Source organism: Mesorhizobium sp. CNPSo 4670, assembly GCF_057784235.1.
Genome location: NZ_JBWJFQ010000011.1, coordinates 119,171 through 145,308, shown reverse-complemented (window position 1 = coordinate 145,308; position 26,138 = coordinate 119,171). Strand labels below are relative to the sequence as shown.

Sequence of the window (26,138 nt, the reverse complement as noted above, 5' to 3'; positions counted from 1 at the left end):
GGCTCAGTTGCGGTAGACCGGTTCCTGCTCGTCGAGGATCGCCTTCAACTCGCTGAGGTGGCGTTCGGCCTGGCCGGGATAGTCGTCCATCTCGCTTGCCGTCTTCTCGGCGATCGCATCGGACAGCGTGCGCAGCGGGCGGCCGGTCCACAGCGCCTTGATGTAGGTTTCGGCGGCGCGCTCGAAATAGAACATGCGGTTGAAGGCATCGGCGACCGTGTCACCGATGACCAGCACGCCGTGATTGCCCATCACCATCACCTTGACCTTGGGATCGACGAGGAGCTGCGAGCAGCGTTCGCCCTCCTCCTCGAAGGCCAGCCCGCCATAGTGGGCATCGACGACATGGCGGTTGAAGAACATCGCCGAGTTCTGGTCGATCGGCGGCAGGCGAGAGTCGGCGAGCGAAGCCAGCACCGTGGCGTGGATCGAATGCACATGTATGACGCAGCGCGCATGGCGGACATTGCGATGGATCGCGCCATGCAGCCCCCACGCCGTCGGGTCGGGCGCATTCGGCCCCGAGAGCGTATCCGGATCGTTGGCGTCGATCAGCAGCAGGTCGCTCGCCTTGATGCGCGAGAAATGCACCTGGTTGGGGTTCATCAGGAACTGTGTGCCGTCGTCATTGACCGCCAGCGAGAAATGGTTGGCCACCGCCTCGTGCATGTTGAGCCGCGCCGTCCAGCGAAAGGCGCAGGCGAGATCGACGCGCTCCTCATAGAAGGGCAGGTTGGTCAGCGTTTCCTTTTGCAGGCGGGCTATGCTCATCGAGGACACTCCGTGAAAGAGCCGAGAATGCCGCGACCAGTCGAGGCTCGCAACCGCTTTCGCTTGGTGCAGAGCCAAGGTCGTTGTTGAGATCGCCGCCGGACGCCGATGTCGTTGCCTATGCGGCCGTGCTGGCGGCGGCACCGGCCCGCAGGCCGCCATGCTCGAGGATGAAGTCGATGACCTCCCGCAGTCCCTTGCCGCGCGACAGGTCGGTGAAGCCGAACGGCCGCTTGCCACGCATGCGGCCGGCGTCGCTCTCCATCACATCGAGATTGACGTTCACATAGGGCGCCAGATCGCTCTTGTTGATGACCAGGAAATCGGAGCGGGTGATCGCCGGCCCACCCTTGCGCGGGATCTCCTCGCCCTGGCAGACCGAGATGACATAGAGCGTCAGGTCGGCAAGATCAGGCGAGAAGGTGGCGGCGAGGTTGTCGCCGCCGGATTCGATGAAGACGATGTCGAGATCGGGGAATTTCTTGTTCATCTCGGCGATCGCCTGCAGGTTGATCGAGGCATCCTCGCGGATCGCGGTGTGCGGGCAGCCACCGGTCTCGACACCCATGATGCGATCCTCCGGCAGCGCCTGCAGCCGGGCCAGCATCATGGCGTCTTCCTTGGTGTAGATATCGTTGGTCACCACGGCGATCGAGAATTCGTCGCGCAGCGCCTTGCACAGCTTTTCGGTCAGCGTCGTCTTGCCCGAACCGACCGGACCGCCAATGCCGACGCGCAGCGGGCCATTTTTCTGTGTCATGCGGGAAACTCCGTGATGGCGAGGATGGCGAAGCCGAGCCCGATCAACAGGCACAGCGGCGAGTAGTAGCGCAGGTCGAGCCGCGCGAAAGGCTGCTCCGGCGCCAGCCGCCGCCACCATGGCGTGAAGCCGGCAATGCCGCGCCCCAGGAACACCAGCCCGATGAGCAGCGAGGTGGCGGCGAGGCCTTCCCTGGGGAAGGGGGAGGCAAAGACGCCTTCCAGCGCCAGCGGCCACAGCGTTGCCAGGGCAAGGCACGCGGCAACGGCGAAACTGGCGAACGGTGTCGGCATCTCATCGACGCCGCGAAAGCCGACGACGGCGTGGGCGCAAGAGGCCGCATCCTTGCCCGGCCAGATGCCGCCAATGCCCCAATAGACATGCAGCGCCGTGATCAGCAGCAGGACAAACGATAGCGCGAAGGCGAGAAAAATCATGAACGGAACAACCGCGAATACTGGGTTTCGTGCTTCATAGCCATGATTTCGGAGACAAGGGCGCAGCCGCCGAGATCATCCAATGCCGAGCGCGCCGCGCGGCCGGCTGTCGACAACGCCAGCGGCTCGAAGCCGGCAAGCAGTGCGGTGGCCTTGCTCTGGCCGACGACGCCGAGCCGGATCGCGGCCTGGACGAGGTTGGAGAAGAAGGCCTGCAGGAAGGCGGACAGCGCGTCCTGAAGCGCAATTGAATGGCCGCCTGCGATGGCGCCGACGGCGACACAATAGGCGCATTCGGCCGGTAAGCGCTCCAGCACGGGGCTGGGCCAGGCTGTCGCCGCTTTCAGAAAGGCGGCGCCTTGCAGCATGGCCTCGGTGTGGCGTTCACGCGAACCGGCGAGCGCCTCGGCAAGTGTTGCAATTTCGTCGAGATCACCGTCGTTGCGCGCGCGGCGCCAGCTCTCGGCGAACAGCACGGCGTCGTTCCAGCCCGAACCCATCTCGACCAGCGTTTCCAGCCACCCGGCGAGGGTTTTCGCGTCGGCAACCAGCCCGTCATGCACCGCGCGTTCCAGACCATGGCTGTAGGAAAAGCCGCCGACCGGAAAGGCCGGAGATAGCCACGCCATCAGTCGCAGCAGCGCGATGTTGGAAGGCTGGTCACTCATGATCGTGGTGGTGGCCGGCATGGGAATGCGAATGGGAATGGGATTCGCTGTGCGAGTGGGAATGCGCTTCACCATGGCTGTGCGCGTGTGCCTCGGTGTGCGCATGGCCGTGATCATGGCTGTGCCCACCGTGGCCGGAATAGGCGCCGCGCACCGGCTTGAACGGCTCGGAGACGTCGGACACCGTGGCGCCCAGCCCCTCCAGCATCGCCTTGATGACATGGTCGCGCAGGATGAGGATGCGCCCGGCCTCGATGCTCGCGGCGAGATGGCGGTTGCCGATATGCCAGGCGAGCTCGGCCAGATGCACGCCGTCGCGAGCGCGGATGTCGTAGACGTCCTCCGGCGCCGCGATGATCTCGATGTGGCGGCCATCCTCCAGCACCAGCCGGTCGCTATCGTTCAGGGCGACGGGCTCGGGCAGGTCGACCAGCACCTTGCTGCCGTCGGCAAGTTCGATCGCCCGGCGGCGCAGATGACGCTCGTCATGGGCGAGAACGGCGCGGCCGGATGGCGCGGTGGTCCCGGCGTCGCCCGCGGTCAGCACCGAGACGGCGCGGGGAAATTTGGTGAAGTCGGTGCGGATGTCGAGCTTCATTTCATGGATCCCCCATTGGCCTGTGCCCGCGCACGGGCGGGCCGCGCCAGCACGCGGTCGAAATAGGCGTTGACGCGCTCGGATTCGATTGGAAACCGCCCGGCGCGGGCCCAGCCGCCCATATCGCCGAGCAACACGTCGACGGCCGAAAAACGGTCGCCCAGTGCGAACGGCCTGTCGCCCAGCCGCCGGTCCAGCGCCTTGAGCTCGGAGGCGAAGTCGTAAGCCGCAGCGGGGCCGACATCGACCCGCACCTCCTTCGGCAGCAGGAAGCGATGGCGCAGCTTGTTCCACAACGGCGCTTCAAACTCGCTCTGGGCAAAATGCATCCAGGAATCCATCTCGGCGCGGCCGGCAACGCCCGGATTGGCCCCCATGCCCTTGTCCGCGTGCTTGTCGGCGAGATAGACGCAGATCGCCGCCGAATCCGTCACCGTCAGCTCGCCGTCGATCAGGATCGGCACCTTGCCCGAGGGGTTGAGCGCATAGGCTTCCGGCGAGCGCAGCTTGACCTCGACGAATTCATAAGGCTGCCCGAGCTCCTCGAGCATCCAGAGAACGCGGCTGACCCGGGATCCACGCGATCCGACGGCCTTGTACATGCGCAAACCTGCCTTTCCCGAGCAGCTTAGATGAACCCGAACGCCATCCCAATGGGCACCTGTAAAAGTGCTACAGCGTCCTTTGCGCGTCGGAAAGACGCGCGGCGCTGTAGTCAGACAATCGTGTCGAAGAGCCGCAGGATGAACGAAATCTGATAGACGAGTGCGGCCGCGACAAAGGCGATGTGGAAGCGGCGGTCGCGCACCAGGATCGCGGCAATGCACAGCGCGACGAAGACCGGCGTGCGGAACAGATATTCGTTGCCGAAGCGGGCAAAATGCTCCGGTCCCTTCAGCAGCGTATCGATCACGTCGAGCAGATAGGTCGCCGCCAGCAGGCCGAAGGACCAGGCCCGACGCGAATAGAAAAAATCCTCGTAGCTGGTGTAGTCCAGCATCGAATCCGGAAACAGAAACGCGCAGAGCAGGAACAGCGTGATCGCGTAGAAGATGATGAACAGGTACTTGCCGAAGGTCCACGTCTCGATGGTGTAGAGGCCGAATTCCCACCACCAGAAATGCACCAGCATCAGGAGCACCGAAGCGACCCAGGCCAGATGCACGGGATAGAGCCGGTATTGGCCGGGATGTTGGACGATGCGCGCCACCCCCGACAGCAGGCGGGCGACGCCAAGCCCGATCACCATGCCCATGACGATGCGGATATGCGGGAAGATGTCGTGGGCGGAAGCGATTTCGGTGGCCATAGGTCGACTCTATGCACTCCAGCAGTTGCGGCCTCAATCGTACCAAAGCCACAGCTTCCTATAGTCGGACGGAAGCTCGATCTTCTCCGCAGGCAGATGGTCGACATCTCCCTCCCAGGTCTCGTCCGGCTCAAAGCCAGACGGCAGCCAACTAATCACATCTTCTTCGCTGGCTCGTGTGACGACAACGACCTTGTCCGAGAACGGCCATTCTCCATCATCGCATTGGGTAATCGCTATCCTGATGTCATGGACCTCGGGTCGGTCGCGTATCGACTTGAAAATCGCCAGGATCGTATCATTGTCGGGAGCAACGTGACTATTGCACAGTAAACCCGCTTCCCCTTCGGCTCCGTCAAAATATTGCTCCAGCGTAATCAGCGGCATGACGCGTGGAGCAGCGCCACCGTTATAGGCTTCCAACGGACCCATCCTTGAAATCAGGGCTGCCTTCTTTTGCTCGTCCATGGCGGGGTCCAGATTCGTTGCAGACCATGACCCTAAAACAGAAAATACCGCTGCGCCATCGGCAGCACTGTCGCCGGCTCGCAGGTCAGCAGCTCGCCGTCGGCGCGGACCTCGTAGGTTTCCGGATCGACCTCGACATGCGGCATGGCGTCGTTGAGCACCATCGAATGCTTGCCGATGCCGCCACGGGTGTTCTCGACGGCGACGAACTGCTTGTCGACACCGAGCCTGCCATGCAGCCCCGACTCGAGCGCCGCCTTGGAGACGAAGGTCACCGACGAGTTCGTCCTGGCCTTGCCATACGCGCCGAACATCGGTCGGTAGTGCATCGGCTGCGGCGTCGGGATCGAGGCGTTGGGGTCGCCCATTGGGGCAGCAGTGATCATGCCGCCGATCAGCACCATGTCCGGCTTGACGCCGAAGAAGGCCGGGTTCCACAGCACCAGGTCGGCGCGCTTGCCGACCGCGATCGAGCCGATGTCCCTGGACAGCCCATGCGCGATGGCCGGATTGATGGTGTATTTGGCGATGTAGCGGCGGACGCGGAAATTGTCGTTGTTGCCGGTCTCCTGCGGCAGCGCGCCGCGCTGGCGCTTCATCTTGTCGGCGGTCTGCCAGGTGCGGATCGCCACCTCGCCGACGCGACCCATGGCCTGGCTGTCCGACGAGATGATCGAGAACGCGCCGATGTCGTGCAGGATGTCTTCCGCCGCGATCGTCTCCTTGCGGATGCGGCTTTCGGCAAAGGCGATGTCCTCGGGGATTGACGGCGACAGATGATGGCAGACCATCAGCATGTCGAGATGCTCGGAGAGCGTATTGACTGTGTAGGGCCGGGTCGGATTGGTCGAGGACGGAATGACGTTGGGCAGCCCGCAGACCTTGATGATATCAGGCGCATGGCCGCCGCCGGCGCCCTCGGTGTGGAAGGCATGAATGGTGCGGCCCTTGATCGCCGCCACCGTGTTCTCGACGAAGCCGGATTCGTTCAGCGTGTCGGTATGGATCATCACCTGCACGTCGTAATCGTCGGCGACCGACAGGCAGCAGTCGATGGCCGCCGGCGTCGTGCCCCAGTCCTCGTGCAGCTTCAGCGAACAGGCGCCGCCCAGCACCATTTCCTCGAGTGCAGCGGGCAGGGAAGCGTTGCCCTTGCCCGACAGGCCGATGTTCATCGGGAAGGCGTCGAAGGACTGGATCATGCGGGCCATGTGCCATGGCCCCGGCGTGCAGGTGGTGGCCAGTGTGCCATGCGCCGGGCCGGTGCCGCCGCCGAGCATGGTGGTGATGCCGCTCATCAACGCTTCCTCGATCTGCTGTGGGCAGATGAAATGGATATGCGCGTCGAAACCGCCGGCGGTCAGGATCTTGCCCTCGCCAGCAATGACCTCGGTGCCCGGGCCGATGATGATGGCGACGCCATTCTGCATGTCCGGATTGCCGGCCTTGCCTATTGCCGCGATGCGCCCGTCGCGCAGGCCGATATCGGCCTTGAAGATGCCGGCGCTGGCATCGACCACCAGCGCGTTGGTGATGACGGTGTCGACCGCGCCTTGCGCCCGTGACACCTGACTCTGGCCCATGCCGTCGCGGATCACCTTGCCGCCGCCGAATTTTACTTCCTCGCCATGGGTGGTGAGATCTCTCTCGACCTCGATGAACAGTTCGGTGTCGGCAAGCCGCACGCGGTCGCCGACGGTCGGGCCATACATCTGCGCATAGGCGGCGCGGGTAACTCTGGCCATCAGCGATTGCTCCCGAAATGTGGTTTGCCGAAATGTGATTTGATTGAAGCCTGTCTGCACATTGTCGCCATCCAATGGTCACGCAATGACCCGCTGGCCGACACCTTCTGATCCGATTTGACGGTTGAGGTTAGGGCGTCACCCCAAACCGACCGTTTGCCAAATCGATGGAAGGATAATCCATGCGCAAGACGATATTGATTGCAGCCGCCGCCACGCTGATGCTGGCGGGCGCCGCCAGTGCCCAGCAGCAACCCGCGCAACAGCCCGCTCCGGCGCCGACCACGCCTGCCCCGGCCGCGCCCAAGGCTCAGCCGTCCGTTCCGACGATCCAGAGCGTCAACATCGTCGACATCACGCAGCTGCCAAAGGACACCCAGACGCAGGTCAACCAGGTGATCGCCCAGCGTGGCGACGCCGGCCTGCAGAAATTGCGCAGCTCGATCGACGCCACGCCTAAGGTCAAGTCCGCGCTTGAAGCCAAGGGGCTTAGCTCGGCTCAGGTCGTCGCCGCCAGCATGCAGCCCAATGGCGCGCTGACCCTGATCACCAAGAAGGCGAGTTGATGACGCAGCGCGGCGGGCCGAAGTCCGGCCCGCCGGCTGCAGAGGGAAAGGAACCTCGGCAGGGCTGGATTCGTTTCGCCTTTTGAGTATCGAAACAAATCTCGAAAGCGAGCGATGGCCATCACCACCTTGCCCGACGCCCGATGGCTGCATGCCATTGCAGCGACTGCTTTTCTGTCGGCGAGCCTCCCCCACGCCGCGCTGAAAGCGCAGGGCCTGGAAAGCCCGGAGACCGTCAACCGTATCGTCGGCTCGGAGGTCAAGCAGGAAGAGGCCAGTGCCACCGCCGAAGCCCGGAACGTCAACACGGCGATCGACCGGACGCAGGAAAACATTGGCACGGTGCGCAAGACGTCCAAGCTCGACAAGGTCGAGATCGTGCTCCTCACCGACGCGACGCGCAGCGAAGGCGGCCCGCCGCCGGTGATCGAGAGCAAGGTCAAACAGCATCAGGACGACATTGCGGAGCTGCGCAAGGAGATCGAGGCCAACGCGCTGCTGTTCAACGCCATCGAGTCGCGGCGCGTGCTTGCGCAGGATGTTCTGGCCGTCGAATTCGACAATCCTGGAAAGATCGTCATCTACGCTGCGGCCAAGCCGTCGGACTGAGTCGAAAGCGCGAATTACTCTTGGGCGACATGCATGAGACGCCATCGATCTCACAGCCTGCCCATCACCTTCTGCTGAAATCCGTAGACCTCGCGCTTGCCGCCGAGCGGCACCAGCGTCACGTCACGCTCCTGGCCAGGCTCGAAGCGCATGGCCGTGCCGGCGGCGATGTCCAGGCGCATGCCGCGCGCTCGCTCGCGGTCGAATCTCAGCCCCTCATTGGTTTCGAAGAAATGATAGTGGCTGCCGACCTGGATCGGCCGGTCGCCGCTGTTGGCCACTTTCAGGGTGACGGCGGGCAGCCCCTTGTTCAGTTCGATGTCGCCGTCCTTGGTGATGATTTCGCCCGGGATCATCGTGCCTCACAACACGCCGAAGACGAGGCCGACACCGACCGCCGCGCAGGCCGCGCCGGCGGCGCGGGCCAGCCCACGGAACCTGACGCCAAACCCGAGCCCGGCAGCGATGCCGGTGGCATGCAGCAGAGCCGTGGCGATGGCAAAGCCGGCCATATATTCGAGCCCGCCGGCATTTTCCGGCACCTCGGTGCCATGCGCATGGCCGTGGAACAGCGCGAACAGGCCAATGATGGCGACGCCGGCCGAGACCGGCAGATCGACTGCCAGCGCCACCAGCAGCCCGAGCGCCACGACGGACGCCAATATGCCGGGTTCGACGAACGGCAACGGCATATGCAGCGTGCCCAGCCCGCCGCCGACCAGCATCACGCCGACAAAAGCCGCCGGCCAGGCCCAGACTGCCTTGCCGCCCTTGAGCGCCGCGCACAGGCCGACCGCGATCATCACCGTCATGTGATCGAGCCCGGAGAGCGGGTGCATGAAGCCGGCCATGAAGGAGGAGGTCGTGCCGATGCCGACATGGGCATAGGCCGGCGTGACTGCTGCCAGCAGCAGGATCGCCGACAGGCACAGGCGTTTGGCGGACATCATTCTATTTGCTTTTCGTTTGCGAGGTGGTGTCACGCGGCCTTGCGGGGCCCGCACCCTTCAGCTTTGAGAACGCGCTTGGTCGAGGCGGGATATTTCTTCAGCATCGACGGCGGGCGGATCGGCCGCGCCGAAAAATTGCCGCCGCAATTGGGGCAGGTGCCGCCCAAGATGTGTTCCACGCAGTCGGCGCAAAAGGTGCACTCGAAGGTGCAGATCAGCGCGTCCGCCGCCTCCGGCGGCAGGTCCTTGTCACAGCATTCGCAATTGGGACGCAGCTCAAGCATCTTTTCTCACCTCACCTGATGGGTTCGTGCACGGTCACCAGCTTGGTGCCGTCGGGGAATGTCGCCTCGACCTGCACGTCATGGATCATCTCGGCGATGCCTTGCATCACCTGCGCGCGCGTGACGACATAGGCGCCGGCCTCCATCAATTCAGCCACCGGGCGGCCGTCGCGGGCGCCCTCGACGACGAAATCGGTGATCAGCGCGATCGCTTCCGGATGATTGAGCTTGACGCCGCGTTCGAGTCGCTTGCGCGCCACGATCGCCGCCATGGCGATCAGCAGCTTGTCCTTTTCCCTCGGCGTCAGGTTCATGCGCTTCCCTGGACTGGCACAGACAGACTTACAGTGACCATAATTTGGGCAACCCAGCCTTGCCGTTGAGCAATTCGACCAGCGGAACCAGCCGCTGGCGGAGCCGATAGCCGTCCCCGGCGTAGAGCCTCGCAAGAAGCTTGCCAGATTTCCTCACGCTCCAGGCACTGGCGCTGCCCTGGTCGCCGACGATCCCCAGAACCGGTCGAGCAGGGCCTCGGCCCGCGGCGACACCAGTAGCAGCGTCGCCATCGCGACCGCGCCACCGGCAATCGCCGGGCGGTCGAGCGTGGCCGCAATATCGGGTCCGATGCGGAAATCCTCGGCATGAATGAGTTCGCGGTCCTGGCGGACGCGCCAGCGGTCATGGAAATTGCCTAGGCTGACTTGTTCGCCCATGGCCAGGCGGCCAAAGACGGTGGCCTCCAGCACCAGCGCCTCGGCCCCTACCGCAAGCTCGACGTCGAGCGTGCGGGCAAACGCCGCATGGTCGAAGACAATGGTTTCCTGCGGCAGCCAGGCGATGCGACCGTTTTCACCGACCGACAATTTGACCCGCACCTCGGCACGGTCGGATGCTGCCCGATAGATTTTCTCGCAGGCCTGGGTCGTGATCGACGCCGAGGCCGCCGCGCCGACATCTCCATCCCAGGCGAGACGGTCGCCGCCGGTCATCCCGCCAGCGGTGTTGATCAGCACCGCTTCGAGCGGATCGGCCGATACCGCCGGCATCCTTATCTTGGCCGCACCGTCCTGATAGAGGCGCCGCAGCCGCGTGCGACCGTCGACGACAGCACACGAAAGCCGCGCCGCGCCCGCGGCGCGCTGCGTCGAAATCCTGCCATGTTCGATCTTATCCATGCCAGCACGTTAAGCACTCCGGCGCCTTTGTCGATGCATGGCCTGATATAGCTTGTTGCTTGACAACGTTTCGGTTTCTATAGAGGGAACCACCTTGGTACGGTCATGCAGCGCTTGGCGGGGGTATAGAGCGAAGACGGCGGCTTGATACCGGGAGAAAAAGGGGCGCTGCTCAATTGGCGTCGGGAAACGCGACATAGTGGGGAAGAAACCGAATGGCCGACCAGCTGGCAACGGATATCATCGCGAAGATCAAGGCTCATGCCGAGCCGGGCGGCGAAGAAATCACGACCAACACTGAATTGACCTCGCTTGGTATCCATTCGCTCGAGCTGACGGAGATCATCTTCGATCTCGAGGAAGATTATGGCATCGAGATCGAGATGAACACGGTCGATGCCTGGAGCAATCTGAAGAATGTCGGCGACATGGTGGAAGCTGTTCGCGCGCTGATCGCGAAAAAAGCCTGACCTGAATGCGGCAGCGCGTTGTCATCACCGGCATGGGCGGTATTTGCGGGCTTGGCACCAACGCGCCCGCGATCTGGAATGAAATGCGCGCCGGCCGCTCGGCCATCGGCCAGATCAGCAGTCCTCAGTTGCATGATCTGAAGGTCAAGGTCGGTTGCGAAATCAAAACGCTTCCCGATCACGGCATCGACCGCAAGCAATTGGTGTCGATGGACCGTTTCAGCCTGCTGGCGGTGATCGCGGCCAGGGAGGCGATGCAGCAGGCCGGTCTGGTTTCGGACGAAGCCACCACCTACCGAATGGGCACCGTCGTCGGCGTCGGTGTCTGCGGCTGGGAAGCGATCGAGGAAAACTATCGCGCCATCCTGGTCGAGGGCAAGAACCGCGCCGGCATCTTCACCGTGCCGAAAGTGATGCCCAGCGCGGCCTCCGGCCAGGTCAGCATGAGCCTCGGCCTGCGCGGTCCGGTTTTCGGGGTCACCTCCGCTTGCTCGTCGTCCAACCATGCCATCGCCTCGGCCGTCGACCAGATCAGGCTCGGCCGCGCCGACGTGATGGTCGCCGGCGGCACCGATGCGCCGCTGGTCTGGGGCATCCTGAAGGGCTGGGAAGCGTTGCGGGTGCTGGCGCCCGACACCTGCCGGCCATTCTCGGCCGATCGCCAGGGCCTGTCGCTCGGCGAGGGCGCCGGCATGGCCGTGCTGGAGAGCTACGAACATGCCATGGCGCGCGGCGCCACCATCCTTGCCGAAATTGCCGGCGCCGGCCTTTCCGCCGACGCGTCCGACATCGTCGCGCCAACCATCGAAGGGCCGACGGCCGCCATGCGCGCCTGCCTGGCCGACGCCGGGTTCAATCCCGAGGATGTCGACTATCTCAATGCCCATGGCACCGGCACCAAGGCCAACGACCAGATCGAGACGGCGGCGATCAAGCGCGTCTTCGGCGACCATGCCTACGGACTGTCGGTGTCGTCGACCAAATCCATGCATGCCCATTGCCTTGGCGCATCGGGCGCGCTGGAGATGATCGCCTGCGTGATGGCGATCCGCGAAGGCATCGTGCCGCCGACGGCCAATTTCCGCGAAGCCGACCCGGATTGCGACCTCGACGTCACGCCGAATGTGGCGCGTGAACGCAAGGTGCGCACCGCGATCAGCAACGGCTTCGCGTTCGGCGGCACCAACGCGGTGCTGGCCTTCAAGGCGGTTTGATCCCGGGCTGTTTCCATTGACTGTCCGTGCGACACTGTCGCCGCCATATTGATCAGAAGTGGTCGTCCGCCTAATTCTTGCCAGCGCTGCCCAGCGCCAATCCCCGTTCAGGAGTTTTCCATGGCCGACCTGTCCGCCTTTCCGATCGCAACGCGCTGGCCAGCCAGGCATCCGGACCAGATCCAGCTCTATTCGGCCACGACGCCCAACGGGGTGAAGATATCGATCGCCCTGGAAGAGCTCGGGCTGCCCTACGAGCCGCATCTGGTCAACATCGGCAAGAACGAGAGCTGGACACCGGAATTCCTGTCGCTAAACCCCAACGGCAAGATACCGGCGATCATCGATCCGAACGGTCCGGACGGCAAGCCGATCGGCCTGTTCGAATCCGGCGCCATCCTGCTCTACCTCGCCGAAAAGACCGGCCTGCTCATGCCGGTGGACGCGGCACGGCGCTACGAGACAATCCAGTGGGTGTTCTTCCAGATGGCCTCGGTCGGGCCGATGTTCGGCCAGGTCGGCTTCTTCCACAAATTCGCCGGCCGCGAAATTGCCGACAAGCGCCCGCTGGAGCGCTATCGCGATGAATCGCGGCGGCTGATCGGTGTGCTCGACGGCCGGCTGAAAGGCCGCAAGTGGATCATGGACAATGACTTCACCATCGCCGACATCTCGCTGCTCGGCTGGGTGCGTAACCTTATCGGCTTCTACGAAGCGCGCGAACTCGTCGGCTTCGATGATTTCGGCAATGTCGGGACATGGCTGGAACGCGGCCTTGCCAGGCCAGCCGTGCAAAAGGGCCTGACCATCCCGGCGAAGGGATGAATCCAGGCCCTCGACAGAACGCGGCTACTTCGCCTTCGCCTTGGCTTTCGAGCCGCCCTTGCCCATGACCGAGGCCGCAAGCGATGCGGTGCCTCTGGCTGCGATGACAACCGCGCCTGCCGCTACATTGGCCGCCGCTTTGACCGTGCGCATAGCGCTGCCGGACACCGAGTTGTCGGCGCTTGCCGGCTTTTTCGGCTTTGTGGCCTTCGGCGCGGTCTTCGCCGCGGCAGGCACCACTTTCTTCGGCGGCGCCTTGCCGAAAGACGGCTTGGCGTCCTTGGAACGCTCGGCGATCGCCGGACCGGCGCCTGCCTTCGATTGGGTTGCCTTGCCCTTGGCGGGCGCGGGTTTTCTTGCCTTTTGTGCCATCGGATGGAATCCCTCTTCTGGCAGAATTGCCTGGGGGATAACGGATTGAAAGTCTTAAGGTTCCCGTCGAAGAATCCTTAGAATCAAGCCGAAACGCCGATCACCAGGTCGGCGGTCCGACGGCGGGCAAGCACCCGGTCGATGTTGGGCATGTCGTTGGAGGCGATCCAGGCGCGGGCATCCGCGTCGGAGCGGCCATGACCGTGCCAGCGCTCGAGCAGGCGGCGCTCGAGCTCGTCGCGCGGCACGTCGACGAAGATCGAAAAATCGAACAGCGGCGCCAGCCGCGACCATGGCTCCTCGTCGAGTAGCAGGTAATTGCCCTCGACCAGGATGAACTTGGTCTTGGTGGCGACGATCGAGGCGGCGGCGCGCGACAGTTCCATGGTGCGGTCGAAAACCGGGATGGCGATATCGGGTTCACCGGCGCGGATCCGCTTCAGCAAGGTTTCGAAGCCGGCAAAGTCGAAGGTTTCCGGCGCCCCCTTGCGCGCGCGCAGGCCACGCCGCTCGAGCACGACGTCGTCGTAATGGAAGCCGTCCATCGGCACCACTTCCACCGCGCCTTCCGGCAGCAGGTCATGCAGGCTTGCCGACAATGTCGACTTGCCGGCGCCGGGCGGACCGGCAATGGCGACGACGAAGCGCCGCACCTTGCCGGCGCGCTTGAAGATGGTGGCGGCGAGATGGGCGATTTCGGACATGAGAGCCTCTCTCTGGCAGGAGCTTCAAATCCACCATGTTCCGCATGATGATTTCGGCCATATCTTGGCGGCAGTCGGCGGAAATTTCAAATCCGCATTGATGCCGCGCACTCAGCCTGGAACAGGCTGGCCGATGCGCAGGAAATCGCTGTCGAAGGGAACCTCCCAGGTCGAGCCGCCGGCCAGCCGCATGCGGCCGTTCACCGTGGTGACCGCCTGCGGCGGCTCTCCGCCGGAGAGCGGCATGGCGCCGATGACATGGCGAAAGGAAACGCTGAGGCCCTCGCCGAGCGCAAAGGCGGTTGCCACGCCTTGGCGCTTCAGCCAGTTGTCGCCGATCGAGGCGCCATGGCCGACGGACGCGCGGCCATCCTCGATGCCGAGCACACCGCGATGGCGGCCGCTCCACGGCGCGTAGTCGCGCCCGCCATTGCTGAGCCACAGCATGGTGATCGGCAGTTCGGCCGGGTTCTTCAGCACCAGCACCAGGTCGCCTTCGGCCTGGCGCGCCAGTGCCGTCCAGCCCGGCCCGCCATGATCGGCCTCCACCAGCGTGACGAAATCCTCGCGCAGGTCGTCCATGCGGTACTGCGTCAGGTCGAGCGTGCCGCCGCCGGCGGCGGGGAAATGGCTGAGATCGGTGGACCGCGCCGGATAGGCCAGCATGAAGCGGCCGCGTGCGGGATCCGGCTCCAGCGGATCGTCCAGCGTTGCGGCGAACCGCTTTGGCGAAAAGGCCAGCCTGCCGCCGCCCGTCATCGCCGTCATCGGATGGTGGGCGACCGAGATCGCGCCATGGCCGCCGGAAAACACATGCTCCTGGTAGAGGAAGGGATGGCCGTCGCGCAGCGTCAGGATCTTGTCGACCGTCGCCCCCATCACCTTGTGCCGCAACCGGAAGACAGCCCGCCAGCCATCGCCCGTCGCGGCGCTGTCGACGACATCCCAGGCGCTGTTGCCCGGCCAGCCATGCAGCGGCGCCTCCTCGACATCGCTGCGCGAAAACGGCGCGCAGAGGAAGTCGCCGGACAGGCGGACGGTGCCCTCGGGAAGGTCCTTCGGCAGCGTCTCGCGCGGCTCGTCGATCCACGGCGCGCGATGCAGCGGCTTGAGCTGCCGCCCGTCGCTGTCGACGACCATGTCGGCGATGTGGCCGACCGCGAGGTCGAGCGAGACCGAAATGCCCTTTGCCTTGATCGTGCGGATAGTCATGCGCTCTCATCCGATTCTGATGGGCGGAACAAGAACCCGTTCGGCGCGGCTTGCGCAAGCACCGCGTAAGGCATTTTGCATCAGCCCCACCTCGCCCACAAAAGGGCGGGTGGCCGCCACCCTACTGCCGCTTGTATTCCCGCACCGGCGATTTGGAGCCGTCGGTATAGGTGACCTGCACCGACATCGACGTCACGCTGTCGGCAACCTTGATGTAGCCCTTGGCCTCGTAAGGGATGGCGTAGGGGTCTTTCTTGTCGCAGGGCGGTATCTCGAACGACTTGTCGAGCGCGGCGCCGTTCAGGCTGTAATGCACCTCCTTGATGGCGCAGCGGTAGGACAGCATCTGGGTGAAATAGACCAGGCCGCGATTGCCGCCGGAGTCGAAGGCGATCCACGAGGTCCAGAACTGGTCGAGGATCTGCTTGTCGCCTTGCTGGAGTGCTGCCTCCGGGTCGAAGCGGATGTCGAACGGGCCGGTCTCGCGCCCCCTGATGTCGAGATATTTGACGGCGATAGTGCTGCCCACGGTGCTGCTAGGCAGCTCGAAACTCGGATTGGGCATCGGCTTGCCCGTCCTCTGGTCGTTGAGCGCCAGGAAGCCGGTGTCGCTGAACGGGCCGCTGTCGCCCATGCGCCAGGAGATGCCGGTCGCCGGCTCGGGCAGCGAGATGGTGATCGACCAGCCCTGGTTCGAGCGCATCGGCGTCAGCGTCGGCACGAAGCGGGAGGGATCGAGCACGTCGCCGAGTGCTGCCAGCCGGCTGCGGCTGCGGTCCAGCCAGTCGGCGAGCTGGGTCTGGTCGACGAAATATTTGAGCAGCCCGCCGTCCTTTTCGTAGGATACGAACTTGGTCAGCGCCTTGGCCTCGTTGCGCTTGTCGGCCAGCGTCTGGGCGCCGAGGCGGTCTTCCGAAAACTCCTGCGCCAGCAGGAAATGCGCCGGCGCGAAATCCGGATTGGCCGCGATGAAGGCGTTGAGCTTGTCGAGGCGCTGGGCGTCGTCGAACTGCAGGATATGCACGAGCTTGATCGACAGCGCCTTGCCCTTGTCGGAAAGGGCGCCGAACACCTCGCGGGCGCCGGCCTTGCCGTCCTGGACCCTGAGCAGCGTGGCAAAGCGCGTGTAGGGATCGATGGCATCGACATCGAAGCCGGCAAAGGCGAGGTAGGAGCGCCGTGCATTGAGCATGTCGCCCGACAGTTCGTAGACTCGGGCGTTGTGATAGAACTCGTCCGGCCGCTTCGGCTCGGCGATCGCCCCGCCTTGCGCGGCAAGGGCGGCAAACCCCTTGGCTATTGTGTCGATCGAGGCGGCGATCTGCTCGGTCGTCGCCTGCAGCTTCTCGGTCTGGGCCTGTTGCTGCGCCTGGCCGGCGGCCAGCGTCTTGGTCTGCTTCTTCACCTCTTCGGCGGTTTTCTGCACCTGCGCCGTCTGCTGCGTCTGCTGCTGCTGGGCCGAGGCGATCTCGTCGGTCTTCTTCGCCACCGTGTCGGTCGACTGCTTGACCGCTTCGACCGACTTTTGCGTCTGCGTCACGGTCTGCTCGATCCTGGCCACCTTCTCCGAGACGATGCCCATCGATTGCTGCAGCCCGGCGATGGCTGGCACCAGGCTGGCGATCACCCCGTTCTGCGAATTGGTCTGCTGTTGCAGGCCGTAGACGCCGCCGGCGACGGCGGCGCCGCTGGTGGCGAAAATCAAGGCTGGCAGTGCCTTGGCCGCCAGCACCAGCCTGAGCACGATGGCAATGGCGATGATGACCGCCGCCACCGAGGCGACCAGCGCGATATAGGCGGCGAATGGCGCCAGCGGATTGAGGATGTCGGAAGCAGCACCCCCGACAAAGGCGATGCTGCCGGCCCATTTGCCGGTGCGGCTGAGTGATGCCTTGATAAGCGACGGCGCAGCGCCGCCAACCCCGATGTTCGTCATGCCCAAGCCCCCCAAAAGCCGACAGATGCCACGCCCCTTCCCACAGGAAGCGCGGTTTTGGCAAGGGAAGACAGGAAACGGGCGATTTCGGGGCGGCTGCTCGATAGGGGCGCACCACTATCCCAAGTCGGCGCTGCCCCTCATTCGCCTGCCAGCACCTTCTCCCCGTGAAGAACGGGGAGAAGGGAGAAGCTCCAGCGCCAGCGACCCCCTCTCCCCGTACCTCACGGGGAGAGGGTAGGGGTGAGGGGCAGCGCAGACATCCGGAAGATGTGGCTAGGGTCCGTTGGCGCCGTTCAAAACCAGGGGAATTGCCCTGAGACCGCCATTAACCAGTTGGACGCAGCTGGCGCGTTACGTTAGCTTCGCCTCATCTCAGCAACAGCATGACCAGAACAGACTTGCCCTTGTCCAACCCGCGTCCACTTCCGCTCGTCCAGAGACTTTTTGCGGCCCTTGGCCTGTTGCTGCTGCTTGCCGGCTGCACGACCGTGACGCCGCCGGACGCGGTGCTGGCGGTGCCGGCGCCGCCGCAGAAATATGCCGCCATCGTCGTCGACGCCAGGACCGGCAAGCAGCTGTTCGAGGTCAACTCGACGGCGCAGCGCTATCCGGCCTCGCTGACCAAGATGATGACGCTCTATTTGCTGTTCGAGGCGCTGGAGTCCGGCCGCGTCACCAAGGAGACGCAGATCCCGGTGTCGGACCATGCCGCCTCGCAGCCGCCGACAAAGATGCGCTTCCGGCGCGGCGAGACCATCGATGTCGATTCGGCGATCCGCGCCATTGTCGTCAAGTCGGCCAATGACGTGGCGGTGGCGGTCGGCGAATATCTCGGCGGCTCGGAGGAGCAGTTCGCCGCCATGATGACCGCCAAGGCGCGCCAGCTCGGCATGACCAGCACCGTGTTCCGCAACGCGTCGGGCCTGCCCGACGACGACCAGCACAGCTCGGCGCGCGACATGGCGGTGCTCGGCATGGCGCTGCATTCCCGCTTCCCGCAGCAGTTCCACTATTTCTCCGAAAGCGATTTCATGTTCCGCGGCAGGCTGGTGCGTGGCCACAACGACATGCTCGGCCGCGTGCGCGGCGTCAACGGCATCAAGACCGGCTACATCAGGGCCTCCGGCTTCAACATCGTCACCTCCTACGACGCCGACGGCCGCCAGCTGATCGTCGTGGTGATGGGCGCCGACAGCGCTCGCCAGCGCAACGACCATGTCGAGGCGCTGATCCAGCGCAGCCTGGCGCCTGCTATGGCCGACACCAAAACCAGGCTGATGTTCGCCGAGCAGCAGTGAGGAGGGGTCCGCGCAGCGGACAAAAAGCCAATTGCTTGGCTTTTTGAGCGACGAACGCCCTGAGCCTGCGAAGGGCCGCAGCCCGAATACGGGCCCGGCTGCCCGCCAACGGATTGCCCGGTGAGGGCAATTGTGCTATAGATTCGGATATGGTGCTGGTTTGCGCCATCTGACCTACTGGACGAGTAACCCGCCGCGAGGCGGGTTTTTTGTTGCCGTCGCCAACCGTACTCAGAAGCTATCCTCCGTAGGTGCCGAACCGCATGCCCTGGCGATTGGCGGCAACGCCCATCGCTTCGTCATCCACGGGCGGAGCAAGGAGCAAAGCGACGCAGCGCAGACCCGAGGATCCATGCCGCGACTTCGGAGCGCTGCCGCGGTGCTGAATTCTGCTCCGCTCCACTCCTCAGCCAAGATCACGGCATGGATCCTCGGGTCTGCGCGTCCGCTTCGCTCCCGCTCCGCCCGTGGATGACGAAGTCTGGGATGCTTCGGCCATCGATGAGCCTGCCAATCACCGCCCCTTCAGATCGATCACAAGAACTTGTACGGCATGCGAAAACCGTCGCGATGCTGGCCATGTTGCGGCATAGGCGTATCGTCAAGCTGAGCACCACCCGCAGGAGCCCGCACCATGAGCACCGTCCCGAAAACGCCGGAGCAGCCGGCAGAAAACCAGAACGATGGCGGCGGCGAATATTTCGAGGCGCCGACCATCGGCGAGCATGAGGCCGAGCATGGTTCGGACGAGCACTCCGAGGTGCCCGAAGTGCCGGACTCGGAGCCATCAGCTCCAGGCGCACCACACGCCAAGCCGAAGAAAAAGCCGTCGGCGATCTCGGGGCGGAAATTCCGCAAGCGCGATCTTGTCCGCATCGACACCCTGCGCCCCAGCCTTGCCGACCGCATCCATGCCGACCATCCGGACCTGCCAGTCGGCGCCCGTATCAGCCGCGCCGAGCTTGGCCGCTACCGCATGCGCTACATGGAGGAGCTTCTCCAGCAGGAGCATGGCGAATTCTCCGAGCTCGACCGCCAGGTGGTCGAATCGATCGCCAGGCAAGACACCATTTCCGAAAACAGCGAAGAGGAGTTCGAGGAGCACCGGACATTTGCCGACCGCGTCTCCGACAACATGGCCGCCTTCGGCGGCAGCTGGTGGTTCCTGATCTCCTTCGCCACCGTGCTTCTGGTGTGGATCGGCGTCAACCTGCTCGAGGGCACGGTGAGCGCCTTCGATCCCTACCCCTTCATCCTGCTCAACCTTCTGCTCTCCTGCATCGCCGCCATCCAGGCGCCGATCATCATGATGAGCCAGAAGCGGCAGGAGACCAAGGACCGCCTGCGCTCCTTCAACGAATACCGGGTCAACCTCAAGGCCGAGCTCGAAGTGCGCCATTTGCACGAAAAGCTCGACTACCTCATCTCGCGCCAATGGACCCGCCTGGCCGAAATGCAGCAGATGCAGCTCGACGCCATGCACGAACTGACCGGCGCCAAGAAGCCTAAGCGCGCGCCACGCAGGAGGCGGGCGGTGAGGGGCGAGGCGGGGTAGTAGGGCGGAGCGCAGTGCGAGGTCGAACGGAAGGAGCGGGCTACGGCCACAAGGCGCGTCCCAGGAAAGCTCCGGTTCCTCGCCCCCGCAAAGTGGGGGTCCAAAGGACGGGCGAGACCCGTGGCTCGCCCCGGCAAGGTGGCTCGGCGAAGCCGAGACGGAGAGAGGGAGCGCCATATTCGATAAGCTCGCACCCGTGAGAGGACCACCCCGCCCCCATCAAGGGATGCCGCCAATCTCCAATTGCCCGTTGAAGCCCGCCCCGGCTTCCGCTAAGAAGCCGTGACTTGCCGGTTCACCGGCTGGTTCGTTTTCCGGATCGCCAGTCCTGAAAGCACCCGTAGCTCAGCTGGATAGAGCGCTGCCCTCCGAAGGCAGAGGTCACAGGTTCGAATCCTGTCGGGTGCGCCATTTTCGGTATATATTACAAATAGTTAGGTCGGGTACGGGTCCAGTAGTTGGATGTCGGGCAATTTGCCCGTAAGCGGCAGAGCCCGGTGTTCCACTCATTGTACTGGCGCCAAGCGATGCGAGTTCGTGCGGAATACGGCAAAAGCAGCCCATTTGCTTGCGACAGCCGGCATCAAACAGACGGCAGACTGCTGACTGCTGCCCACGAAGGCAGTGGTCAAATTCGTGCGGTCCGTAGTGGATTTGGACACGTAGTTGTTAGAGGTGCTCATCATCGGAGGCGGCTGGAATGGGCCGAAAATGACTGACGGTTTCAAGAATCGGAAGGTCAGAAGCGGACGTTGAGGCGCCCTGCGTGAATCGACGTGAACTGACCCGGTGTGGACATTGGTCCAGTTGCGGCAAATTCAGCGACGCAATGAGCTTTGGCCATCAACTACCGGGCGATGAAAATGCGTGTGATCTGTGATCAGAGGGCCATTCGGGAATGTCTCCTAGCTGCTTGGTCACATCGAGAGTTTCCAGGCGCCGTCAGGACACAGAAAGCCGAAAACAACCGAGCGCAAACGGAACCGCAATTGAGACACAACTGAAACAATTAGACGCGTCGGGCGACATGCACGCGAAACGTTTTGGGGGGATGGTCGAGCCTCACCAGAAACCCCGGAGTGGGGCCGATGACACCCGACCAGATTCGACTTGTCCAGGATAGTTTCCACGAGGTTCTCCCGATACGCGTGGCCGCCGCCGCCCTGTTCTACGAGCGCCTGTTCGGGATTGACTCGGGCCTTCGCGCACTGTTTCTGGCGAGCGACATGCCCAAACAAGGTGCAAAGCTGATGGCGAGCCTGGCGTTCGTGGTGCATGGACTGAACCATGCCAACACCGTCCTCCCGACAGTGCGCGAACTCGCCAAGCGTCACGTGACCTACGGCGTCAAAGAGCATCATTACCCGATTCTCGGGCAAGCGCTCATCGACACGTTGGCGGCCGGCCGCGGCGCAGCCTTTACGCCGGCGGTCCGCGAAGCCTGGGAGGCAGCTTATAAGTTGCTGGCAAGTGTGATGATCGAGGCGGCCCGAGAGGATCAGCTCGCAGCGTGAGGCATTCGATGCCCGGACAGTCGGGAACTTAGGTCACATTCGCGCTTTGAACCAATCGCGCTGTTGGCAGCGCCCGGCGGCCGGGATTGACCATGGCACTCAATTCCCGTGGTGGCGCAGCAGTTGAACGGATGTATTCCCTCGAATTCGACCACAATTCGACGGTGGCTCAAACGCTCACTTCCCTGTTTCTATCGCAATCTCCTCCCATCGACGGCGCGAATGGTCGCGTCGCCAGGATGGAGACAAAAATGACCACTATCGATCACGTAAACCACCCCGCTTCGAGAGACAGGTTCGACGCTATTGGCTTTGCCAAATCGGCGATCCGCCTGGCGTTCCGCGCACTGAAGTTGCGCAACGAACGAGCCGCGCTCCACGGGATGCCCGACTACCTGCTAAAGGACATCGGCATCGGTCGCTCGGAGATCAATCACATCACGTCCATGCGGTTTACAATTGCCAACAGCGCTCAAAGCGATGGTTTGAACGCGAAATAGCGCCGATCCGGGTTGACCCCGGCGCGCTGAAAAGCCTGGCGCCATGGGCGTTGAAAGATACCTGGAGCCGAGCCCTAGGCCTTCAACACAAGTATTATTCGACCACTAATCCCTGGCGATCCCTATTGCCGGGGGTTTGGCGTTTGAGCAAGGCCCACGTCTCGCGCAGAATGTCCGTCTCGTCGCGTCGAAATATGATGGGATCTAAGCAATTCCATGCAATTTCCACGAACACAACCACACTCGTTCAAACGCAGCGCCGTCACAAAGGCACCGGTCCGGCAAATCTGCCGCATCATTCCTTTGGAGACGAAAATGCAACCGAACACCAAACCTGCAAGACTACCCCTGAATGGCATCGACACGCCGAACCTGTTTGCAACGATCGACTTCGTCGCCGGTCAACCCGAAATGGCCAAGTTCCAGTTTCGCGCCCGCAACGAGTGGATGGGAGGCACGCATAGCCAGAGCACCATGCTCGGCTTCCACGGCGCCGGCCAGGAACTGAAGCATGTAAAGGCATATGTCGCCGACAGTGATCACCCCGGCATCCTTTGCGGGGACGACACCGCCCCTACCCCGGTCGAATGGCTGCTGCACGGGCTGGCCGGCTGCCTGATGGCGGGCGTTGCCAACATCGCCGCCGCCAGAGGCATCAAGCTGACCAAGGTGCAGTGCTCGGTGGACGGCGACATCGATCTGCGCGGCATCCTCGGCATCTCCGACGAGGTTCGCAACGGATTCCAGAACATCGCTGTGGCATTCGAGATCGAGGGTGACGCCCCCGCCGAGAAGCTTCAGCAGCTTGTCGACCAGGCCCGGGCACGCTCGGCTGTGTTCGACGTGCTGACCAACGGCGTGCCGGTCTCGGTCGGAATCAAAACCATCCAGTGATCCACCTGATAGGCGGTTCGGACAGATATCTGGACCGCCTTCCTCCAATGCTTATGGAAACATTATGGAACAGGCTGACGTTGTCATTGTCGGCGCGGGCCAGGCGGGCATCGCCTTGAGCCATTGCCTTCAAAAACGCGGGGTCTCGCACGTCGTTCTGGAACGCGGGCGCATTGGCGAACGCTGGCGGTCCTCGACATGGCGCTCGCTTCGCCTTTTGACCCCCAATTGGCTGAACGCACTGCCAGGCTCTCCCTATCGTGGCTCCGAACCTGATGGCTTCATGTCGCGCGATGCGTTTGTGGAAACCCTGGTCGGCTATGCTCATCAATCGCAGGCGCCGGTGCGCTCGCACGTCGATGTCTTGTCCTGCGAACAAAGTGAAAAAGGCTTCAGGCTGCGGACAACCGCTGGTGACTGGTCTGCCAAGGTCGTCGTTGTAGCGACTGGCCATTGCGACGTGCCAAGTATTCCCTTCCCGCCGCATCCCGGCGAGGATCAACCGGTCAGCATCCACACTTCGCAATATCGAAGTCCAGAAGAGCTTGTGTCGGGCGGCGTGCTGGTTGTCGGCGCCTCGTCATCAGGCGTCCAGATTGCCGACGAACTGCAACGCAGCGGCAGGCGCGTAATCCTGTCCGTCGGCAAGCATACGCGCCTGCCGCGCATCTGGAGAGACAAGGATATCTTCTGGTGGCTTTGCCAGATGGGATACATGTCGCAGCGGCTGGACGATCTGACAAATCCGGAAAGCGCCAGACGACAGCCTTCGCTTCAACTTGCCGGTCGAGCCGATCGCTCCAATGTCGATCTTGCTACCCTCCAAGGCATCGGGGTCGAACTCACCGGGCGGTTGAAGGGCATCTCGAACCAAACAATCGGTTTTGTCGATGATCTCGAAGACAGCATCACGGCGTCGGACGCCAAGCAGGACCGCCTCCTTCGCCAGATCGACCGGTTCGCAGGTCACAAATCAATAGGCCTCGGCCCCGCTCCGATCAGGGTCCCGGCGACCTACCTCAAGCGCTTGTCATTCGCTAGCGGCGTCATCGGTACCATAATCTGGGCGACCGGCTACCGCCGCTCGTTTTCATGGCTGAAACTACCGGCCTTCACGGCAGATGGCGAACTGGCCCACAAGGACGGAGTAACAACCGTCGCCGGACTCTACGCGCTTGGCTTCCGCTTTCTGCGCAAACGCGATTCGAATTTCATCGGAGGCGTTGGAGCGGACGCGCAAGCGATCGCCGACCATGTCTCACGATATCTCGGTCAGAGCGGCATGAAGGCTGCGTAAGGATATTTCCGATGCGTTCCGACATCATCCCCCTTCATTCTCACTATGACGCCATCATCGTCGGCGCGCGGTGCGCCGGAGCCTCTACGGCAATGCTGCTCTCTCGGGCGGGATTGCGGGTGCTTGCGGTCGACCGCCAGTCCTATGGATCCGACACTCTGTCGACACACGCGCTGATGCGACCAGCCGTCATGCAGCTCTCACGTTGGGGTCTTCTCCAACCGTTGATTCAAAGCGGTGCGCCGGTGATCAGATCTACCACTTTTCACTACGGCGAGCAGGAGGTCACGGTGCCCATCCGGCTGGAGCCAAATATCCCGGGGCTGATAGCTCCGCGCCGCGCGGTGCTTGACCGGATGCTGGTTGACGCGGCACGAGCCGCAGGCACCACGGTTCTGCATGACACTCCGGTCCATGGTCTCATATTCGACCGACATGGCCGTGTACGCGGCATCGTGTTGAGGGATGCCTCGGGCCAAACTCTAGAAGTAAGCGCTGACCTCGTGATTGGAGCAGACGGCCTCGGCTCGTTCGTCGCTCGCAAGGTTGAGGCACGAACGCTGGCGCAGGGACGGTGCTCCGTGGCACATGTGTTTGGCTACGCCTCCGCGCCGGCGCTCTCAGGATACCACTGGTATTTCGGCCGGAATCTATCCGGCGGCATGATCCCGACGAATGACGGGCTTGCCTGTATCGTTGCCTCCATACCGACCCAGCGGTTTGATATGGAGTTCCGTTTCGATCTTTCGGCCGCGCTGCTTGCCCTGGCATCGCTGGCGCCCCGATTGGGGTCCCTGGTTTTCGGTAACGGTGGCGAACGTCTGAAGGCCTTCCGCGGCGCGCCCGGCCGATTACGGCAGGCATACGGCCCGGGCTGGATGCTGGTTGGCGATGCCGGCTTCTTCCGCGATCCGCTTACCTCTCACGGTATTTCCGACGCTCTTCGAGATGCCGAAGGTGCCGCAACGGCAATCCTTTCCTTTCGCCGGTCCGCATTGCAGGAGTTTCAGGAAGTGCGCGACAGCCTGGCATTGCCCCTCCTTGAGACCACGGACGCCATCAGCGCCTTCGACTGGTCCCTTGAAGAACTACCTGAACGCCACAAGCGCTTCAGCGAGGCCATGAAATCCGAAGTCGCGGTGCTCTCGGCCCGGGCAGCACGTGATCAATTGGTTCCGCCTGCCCTGCAAGGGTTGAGGACCGCGCAGGTAGAGGCAATCTGAAACCCAACCCAAGGAGCAAGGTTATGGAAACGATCATACGATCCGGATGGTCTGGAATCCGGTTTGGAAAACCGGAAGTGGGGGCCAGCGCTGAGCGAAGGCGCGTCACTCGGGCCAGCGACATCATCGCGTTTAGTGATATGACCGGCGACAGAAATCCACTCCACTACGACCGTACCCTTTCCGACCGGACCGTGTTCGGTCGTCTCATAGTCCAGGGCGGTGTCACTTCGGGCCTCCTCAACGCACTGGTGGCCGAAGACTTGCCGGGACCCGGCAGCGTCTTTCTTGGCGTCGAGTGGAGATTTCTCAAGGCCGTTGGCATTGGCGAGGAGATCGTCGCGCGCGCAGAGGTGCTCTCCGTGCGCGACGACAAGCCCATCTGCACATTGTCAACCACCGTTGCAAACTCGGCAGGCGACATTTGCCTGTCCGGCACGGCAACGACCTACACGGTGCCGCTCGATTAGCCTCGACGTAGCCGTTGGGCGGCTTCGCGTTTCCATGCTGTCCCACACGATGTCTCCAACGCGCGGACGGCATGTTCGAAGACACTTAGCGGAATGGTCCGCTGCCAACACCAGGAGCCAGTTCATGAACATCTCATTTGGTATTTACGCATCCCCATCATCCACTTTGTGGGAGGACATCCGCAAGGGTCCGCCTCTCGACGCAGTCCGAGAGCACCTTGACCGGGTGGTAAACTTCACGCGCATTTGCGAGATCGATCGGAGGAGACGGAGTCCAGGTCGAATACAACGGCGGGCATGAAGACACGCCG

General features: G+C 63.3%; 30 protein-coding genes, 1 tRNA gene and 1 pseudogene. 14 read left to right on the top strand and 18 right to left on the bottom strand.

The genetic code is table 11. The annotated features are described in order from the left end of the window. Window positions 1-3: 3 nt before the first annotated feature. The 9 genes from AC0ZT5_RS19560 to ureC all read right to left on the bottom strand — a co-directional run bounded on the left by AC0ZT5_RS19560 (window position 4) and on the right by ureC (window position 6,759). Entirely contained in the window at window positions 4-771 is a 768-nt protein-coding gene (locus AC0ZT5_RS19560; RefSeq protein ID WP_095083360.1) for a class II aldolase and adducin N-terminal domain-containing protein, read from the bottom strand. 118 nt (window positions 772-889) lie between these two features. Next, window positions 890-1,531 (bottom strand): urease accessory protein UreG, encoded by a 642-nt coding sequence (ureG, locus tag AC0ZT5_RS19555; protein WP_488497749.1) that lies wholly within the window; start codon window positions 1,529-1,531, stop codon window positions 890-892. Next, window positions 1,528-1,968 carry a DUF3995 domain-containing protein gene (locus AC0ZT5_RS19550; RefSeq protein WP_477225027.1) on the bottom strand — a complete coding sequence of 147 codons (441 nt, stop codon included), beginning with the start codon at window positions 1,966-1,968 and terminating at the stop codon, window positions 1,528-1,530. Before AC0ZT5_RS19550 ends, ureG begins: the two co-directional genes overlap by 4 nt. Next, complete coding sequence (locus AC0ZT5_RS19545; RefSeq protein WP_488497748.1) at window positions 1,965-2,636, bottom strand: urease accessory protein UreF; 672 nt, start codon at window positions 2,634-2,636, stop codon at window positions 1,965-1,967. The genes AC0ZT5_RS19550 and AC0ZT5_RS19545 overlap by 4 nt, the downstream gene beginning before the upstream one ends. Continuing rightward, a complete protein-coding gene (locus AC0ZT5_RS19540) occupies window positions 2,629-3,234 on the bottom strand; it encodes an urease accessory protein UreE (protein ID WP_488497747.1) in 606 nt (201 codons plus the stop codon). The genes AC0ZT5_RS19545 and AC0ZT5_RS19540 overlap by 8 nt, the downstream gene beginning before the upstream one ends. Next, window positions 3,231-3,836, bottom strand: coding sequence for a glutathione S-transferase family protein (locus tag AC0ZT5_RS19535; protein WP_488497746.1), 606 nt, complete (start codon window positions 3,834-3,836; stop codon window positions 3,231-3,233). Before AC0ZT5_RS19535 ends, AC0ZT5_RS19540 begins: the two co-directional genes overlap by 4 nt. Window positions 3,837-3,949: 113 nt before the next feature. After that, on the bottom strand, window positions 3,950-4,543 hold the full coding sequence (locus AC0ZT5_RS19530) for a hypothetical protein (protein WP_488497745.1): 594 nt from the start codon (window positions 4,541-4,543) through the stop codon (window positions 3,950-3,952). A gap of 33 nt (window positions 4,544-4,576) precedes the next feature. After that, complete coding sequence (locus tag AC0ZT5_RS19525) at window positions 4,577-5,011, bottom strand: hypothetical protein (RefSeq protein WP_477281177.1); 435 nt, start codon at window positions 5,009-5,011, stop codon at window positions 4,577-4,579. Window positions 5,012-5,043: 32 nt separating this feature from the next. After that, the gene (gene ureC, locus AC0ZT5_RS19520) at window positions 5,044-6,759 is read right to left on the bottom strand and encodes an urease subunit alpha (protein ID WP_488497805.1); all 1,716 of its coding nucleotides are present in this window, start codon (window positions 6,757-6,759) and stop codon (window positions 5,044-5,046) included. 179 nt (window positions 6,760-6,938) lie between these two features. Here ureC and AC0ZT5_RS19515 point away from each other — a divergent pair, with 179 nt between their 5' ends. Beyond that, window positions 6,939-7,322, top strand: coding sequence for a hypothetical protein (locus tag AC0ZT5_RS19515; protein WP_477281179.1), 384 nt, complete (start codon window positions 6,939-6,941; stop codon window positions 7,320-7,322). 114 nt (window positions 7,323-7,436) lie between these two features. Then, window positions 7,437-7,931 carry a hypothetical protein gene (locus tag AC0ZT5_RS19510; protein WP_488497744.1) on the top strand — a complete coding sequence of 165 codons (495 nt, stop codon included), beginning with the start codon at window positions 7,437-7,439 and terminating at the stop codon, window positions 7,929-7,931. A gap of 50 nt (window positions 7,932-7,981) precedes the next feature. Here AC0ZT5_RS19510 and AC0ZT5_RS19505 read toward each other — a convergent pair whose 3' ends face one another. The 5 genes and pseudogenes from AC0ZT5_RS19505 to AC0ZT5_RS19485 form a co-directional block, all read right to left on the bottom strand. Further along, window positions 7,982-8,287 carry an urease subunit beta gene (locus AC0ZT5_RS19505; protein WP_477281183.1) on the bottom strand — a complete coding sequence of 102 codons (306 nt, stop codon included), beginning with the start codon at window positions 8,285-8,287 and terminating at the stop codon, window positions 7,982-7,984. A 6-nt stretch (window positions 8,288-8,293) separates the two neighbouring features. Beyond that, on the bottom strand, window positions 8,294-8,881 hold the full coding sequence (locus tag AC0ZT5_RS19500; RefSeq protein WP_488497743.1) for a HupE/UreJ family protein: 588 nt from the start codon (window positions 8,879-8,881) through the stop codon (window positions 8,294-8,296). A gap of 29 nt (window positions 8,882-8,910) precedes the next feature. Continuing rightward, a complete protein-coding gene (locus AC0ZT5_RS19495; protein ID WP_488497742.1) occupies window positions 8,911-9,165 on the bottom strand; it encodes a DUF1272 domain-containing protein in 255 nt (84 codons plus the stop codon). 11 nt (window positions 9,166-9,176) lie between these two features. After that, window positions 9,177-9,479 (bottom strand): urease subunit gamma, encoded by a 303-nt coding sequence (locus tag AC0ZT5_RS19490; RefSeq protein WP_477281189.1) that lies wholly within the window; start codon window positions 9,477-9,479, stop codon window positions 9,177-9,179. Between the two features lie 28 nt (window positions 9,480-9,507). After that, window positions 9,508-10,340 (bottom strand): annotated as a pseudogene (locus AC0ZT5_RS19485) (urease accessory protein UreD). A gap of 215 nt (window positions 10,341-10,555) precedes the next feature. Between AC0ZT5_RS19485 and AC0ZT5_RS19480 the strand changes: the two are divergent. The 3 genes from AC0ZT5_RS19480 to AC0ZT5_RS19470 all read left to right on the top strand — a co-directional run bounded on the left by AC0ZT5_RS19480 (window position 10,556) and on the right by AC0ZT5_RS19470 (window position 12,849). Beyond that, window positions 10,556-10,810, top strand: coding sequence for an acyl carrier protein (locus AC0ZT5_RS19480; protein ID WP_184873030.1), 255 nt, complete (start codon window positions 10,556-10,558; stop codon window positions 10,808-10,810). 5 nt (window positions 10,811-10,815) lie between these two features. After that, window positions 10,816-12,024 carry a beta-ketoacyl-[acyl-carrier-protein] synthase family protein gene (locus AC0ZT5_RS19475; RefSeq protein ID WP_488497741.1) on the top strand — a complete coding sequence of 403 codons (1,209 nt, stop codon included), beginning with the start codon at window positions 10,816-10,818 and terminating at the stop codon, window positions 12,022-12,024. A 120-nt stretch (window positions 12,025-12,144) separates the two neighbouring features. Then, entirely contained in the window at window positions 12,145-12,849 is a 705-nt protein-coding gene (locus AC0ZT5_RS19470; protein WP_457150162.1) for a glutathione S-transferase family protein, read from the top strand. Window positions 12,850-12,873: 24 nt separating this feature from the next. Here the strand turns inward: AC0ZT5_RS19470 and AC0ZT5_RS19465 are convergent, their stop codons facing one another. The 4 genes from AC0ZT5_RS19465 to AC0ZT5_RS19450 all read right to left on the bottom strand — a co-directional run bounded on the left by AC0ZT5_RS19465 (window position 12,874) and on the right by AC0ZT5_RS19450 (window position 17,073). Then, entirely contained in the window at window positions 12,874-13,221 is a 348-nt protein-coding gene (locus AC0ZT5_RS19465; RefSeq protein ID WP_477281196.1) for a hypothetical protein, read from the bottom strand. 83 nt (window positions 13,222-13,304) lie between these two features. Continuing rightward, window positions 13,305-13,925 carry a nucleoside triphosphate hydrolase gene (locus tag AC0ZT5_RS19460; protein WP_488497740.1) on the bottom strand — a complete coding sequence of 207 codons (621 nt, stop codon included), beginning with the start codon at window positions 13,923-13,925 and terminating at the stop codon, window positions 13,305-13,307. A 111-nt stretch (window positions 13,926-14,036) separates the two neighbouring features. Then, on the bottom strand, window positions 14,037-15,137 hold the full coding sequence (locus tag AC0ZT5_RS19455) for a hypothetical protein (protein WP_488497739.1): 1,101 nt from the start codon (window positions 15,135-15,137) through the stop codon (window positions 14,037-14,039). A 121-nt stretch (window positions 15,138-15,258) separates the two neighbouring features. Beyond that, the gene (locus AC0ZT5_RS19450) at window positions 15,259-17,073 is read right to left on the bottom strand and encodes a methyl-accepting chemotaxis protein (protein WP_488497738.1); all 1,815 of its coding nucleotides are present in this window, start codon (window positions 17,071-17,073) and stop codon (window positions 15,259-15,261) included. Window positions 17,074-17,459: 386 nt separating this feature from the next. On the opposite strand from AC0ZT5_RS19450, the gene AC0ZT5_RS19445 reads away from it, so the two are divergent. The 9 genes from AC0ZT5_RS19445 to AC0ZT5_RS19405 all read left to right on the top strand — a co-directional run bounded on the left by AC0ZT5_RS19445 (window position 17,460) and on the right by AC0ZT5_RS19405 (window position 25,827). Next, the gene (locus AC0ZT5_RS19445) at window positions 17,460-18,374 is read left to right on the top strand and encodes a D-alanyl-D-alanine carboxypeptidase family protein (RefSeq protein WP_488497737.1); all 915 of its coding nucleotides are present in this window, start codon (window positions 17,460-17,462) and stop codon (window positions 18,372-18,374) included. A 634-nt stretch (window positions 18,375-19,008) separates the two neighbouring features. Beyond that, the gene (locus AC0ZT5_RS19440; RefSeq protein ID WP_488497736.1) at window positions 19,009-19,929 is read left to right on the top strand and encodes a DUF1003 domain-containing protein; all 921 of its coding nucleotides are present in this window, start codon (window positions 19,009-19,011) and stop codon (window positions 19,927-19,929) included. Between the two features lie 334 nt (window positions 19,930-20,263). Then, window positions 20,264-20,340 (top strand) — tRNA-Arg (locus AC0ZT5_RS19435). A gap of 677 nt (window positions 20,341-21,017) precedes the next feature. Continuing rightward, complete coding sequence (locus AC0ZT5_RS19430) at window positions 21,018-21,443, top strand: globin family protein (protein ID WP_488497735.1); 426 nt, start codon at window positions 21,018-21,020, stop codon at window positions 21,441-21,443. A gap of 92 nt (window positions 21,444-21,535) precedes the next feature. Further along, entirely contained in the window at window positions 21,536-21,943 is a 408-nt protein-coding gene (locus AC0ZT5_RS19425; protein ID WP_488497734.1) for a DUF1127 domain-containing protein, read from the top strand. A gap of 315 nt (window positions 21,944-22,258) precedes the next feature. After that, entirely contained in the window at window positions 22,259-22,837 is a 579-nt protein-coding gene (locus AC0ZT5_RS19420; RefSeq protein ID WP_488497733.1) for an OsmC family protein, read from the top strand. Window positions 22,838-22,901: 64 nt separating this feature from the next. Continuing rightward, window positions 22,902-24,134, top strand: a complete 1,233-nt coding sequence (locus tag AC0ZT5_RS19415) for a flavin-containing monooxygenase (RefSeq protein ID WP_488497732.1) — start codon at window positions 22,902-22,904, stop codon at window positions 24,132-24,134. Window positions 24,135-24,145: 11 nt separating this feature from the next. Then, the gene (locus AC0ZT5_RS19410) at window positions 24,146-25,357 is read left to right on the top strand and encodes an NAD(P)/FAD-dependent oxidoreductase (RefSeq protein ID WP_488497731.1); all 1,212 of its coding nucleotides are present in this window, start codon (window positions 24,146-24,148) and stop codon (window positions 25,355-25,357) included. Between the two features lie 23 nt (window positions 25,358-25,380). Continuing rightward, window positions 25,381-25,827: a MaoC family dehydratase gene (locus AC0ZT5_RS19405; RefSeq protein WP_488497730.1), complete on the top strand. Its 447-nt coding sequence runs from the start codon at window positions 25,381-25,383 to the stop codon at window positions 25,825-25,827. Window positions 25,828-26,138 lie beyond the last annotated feature (311 nt).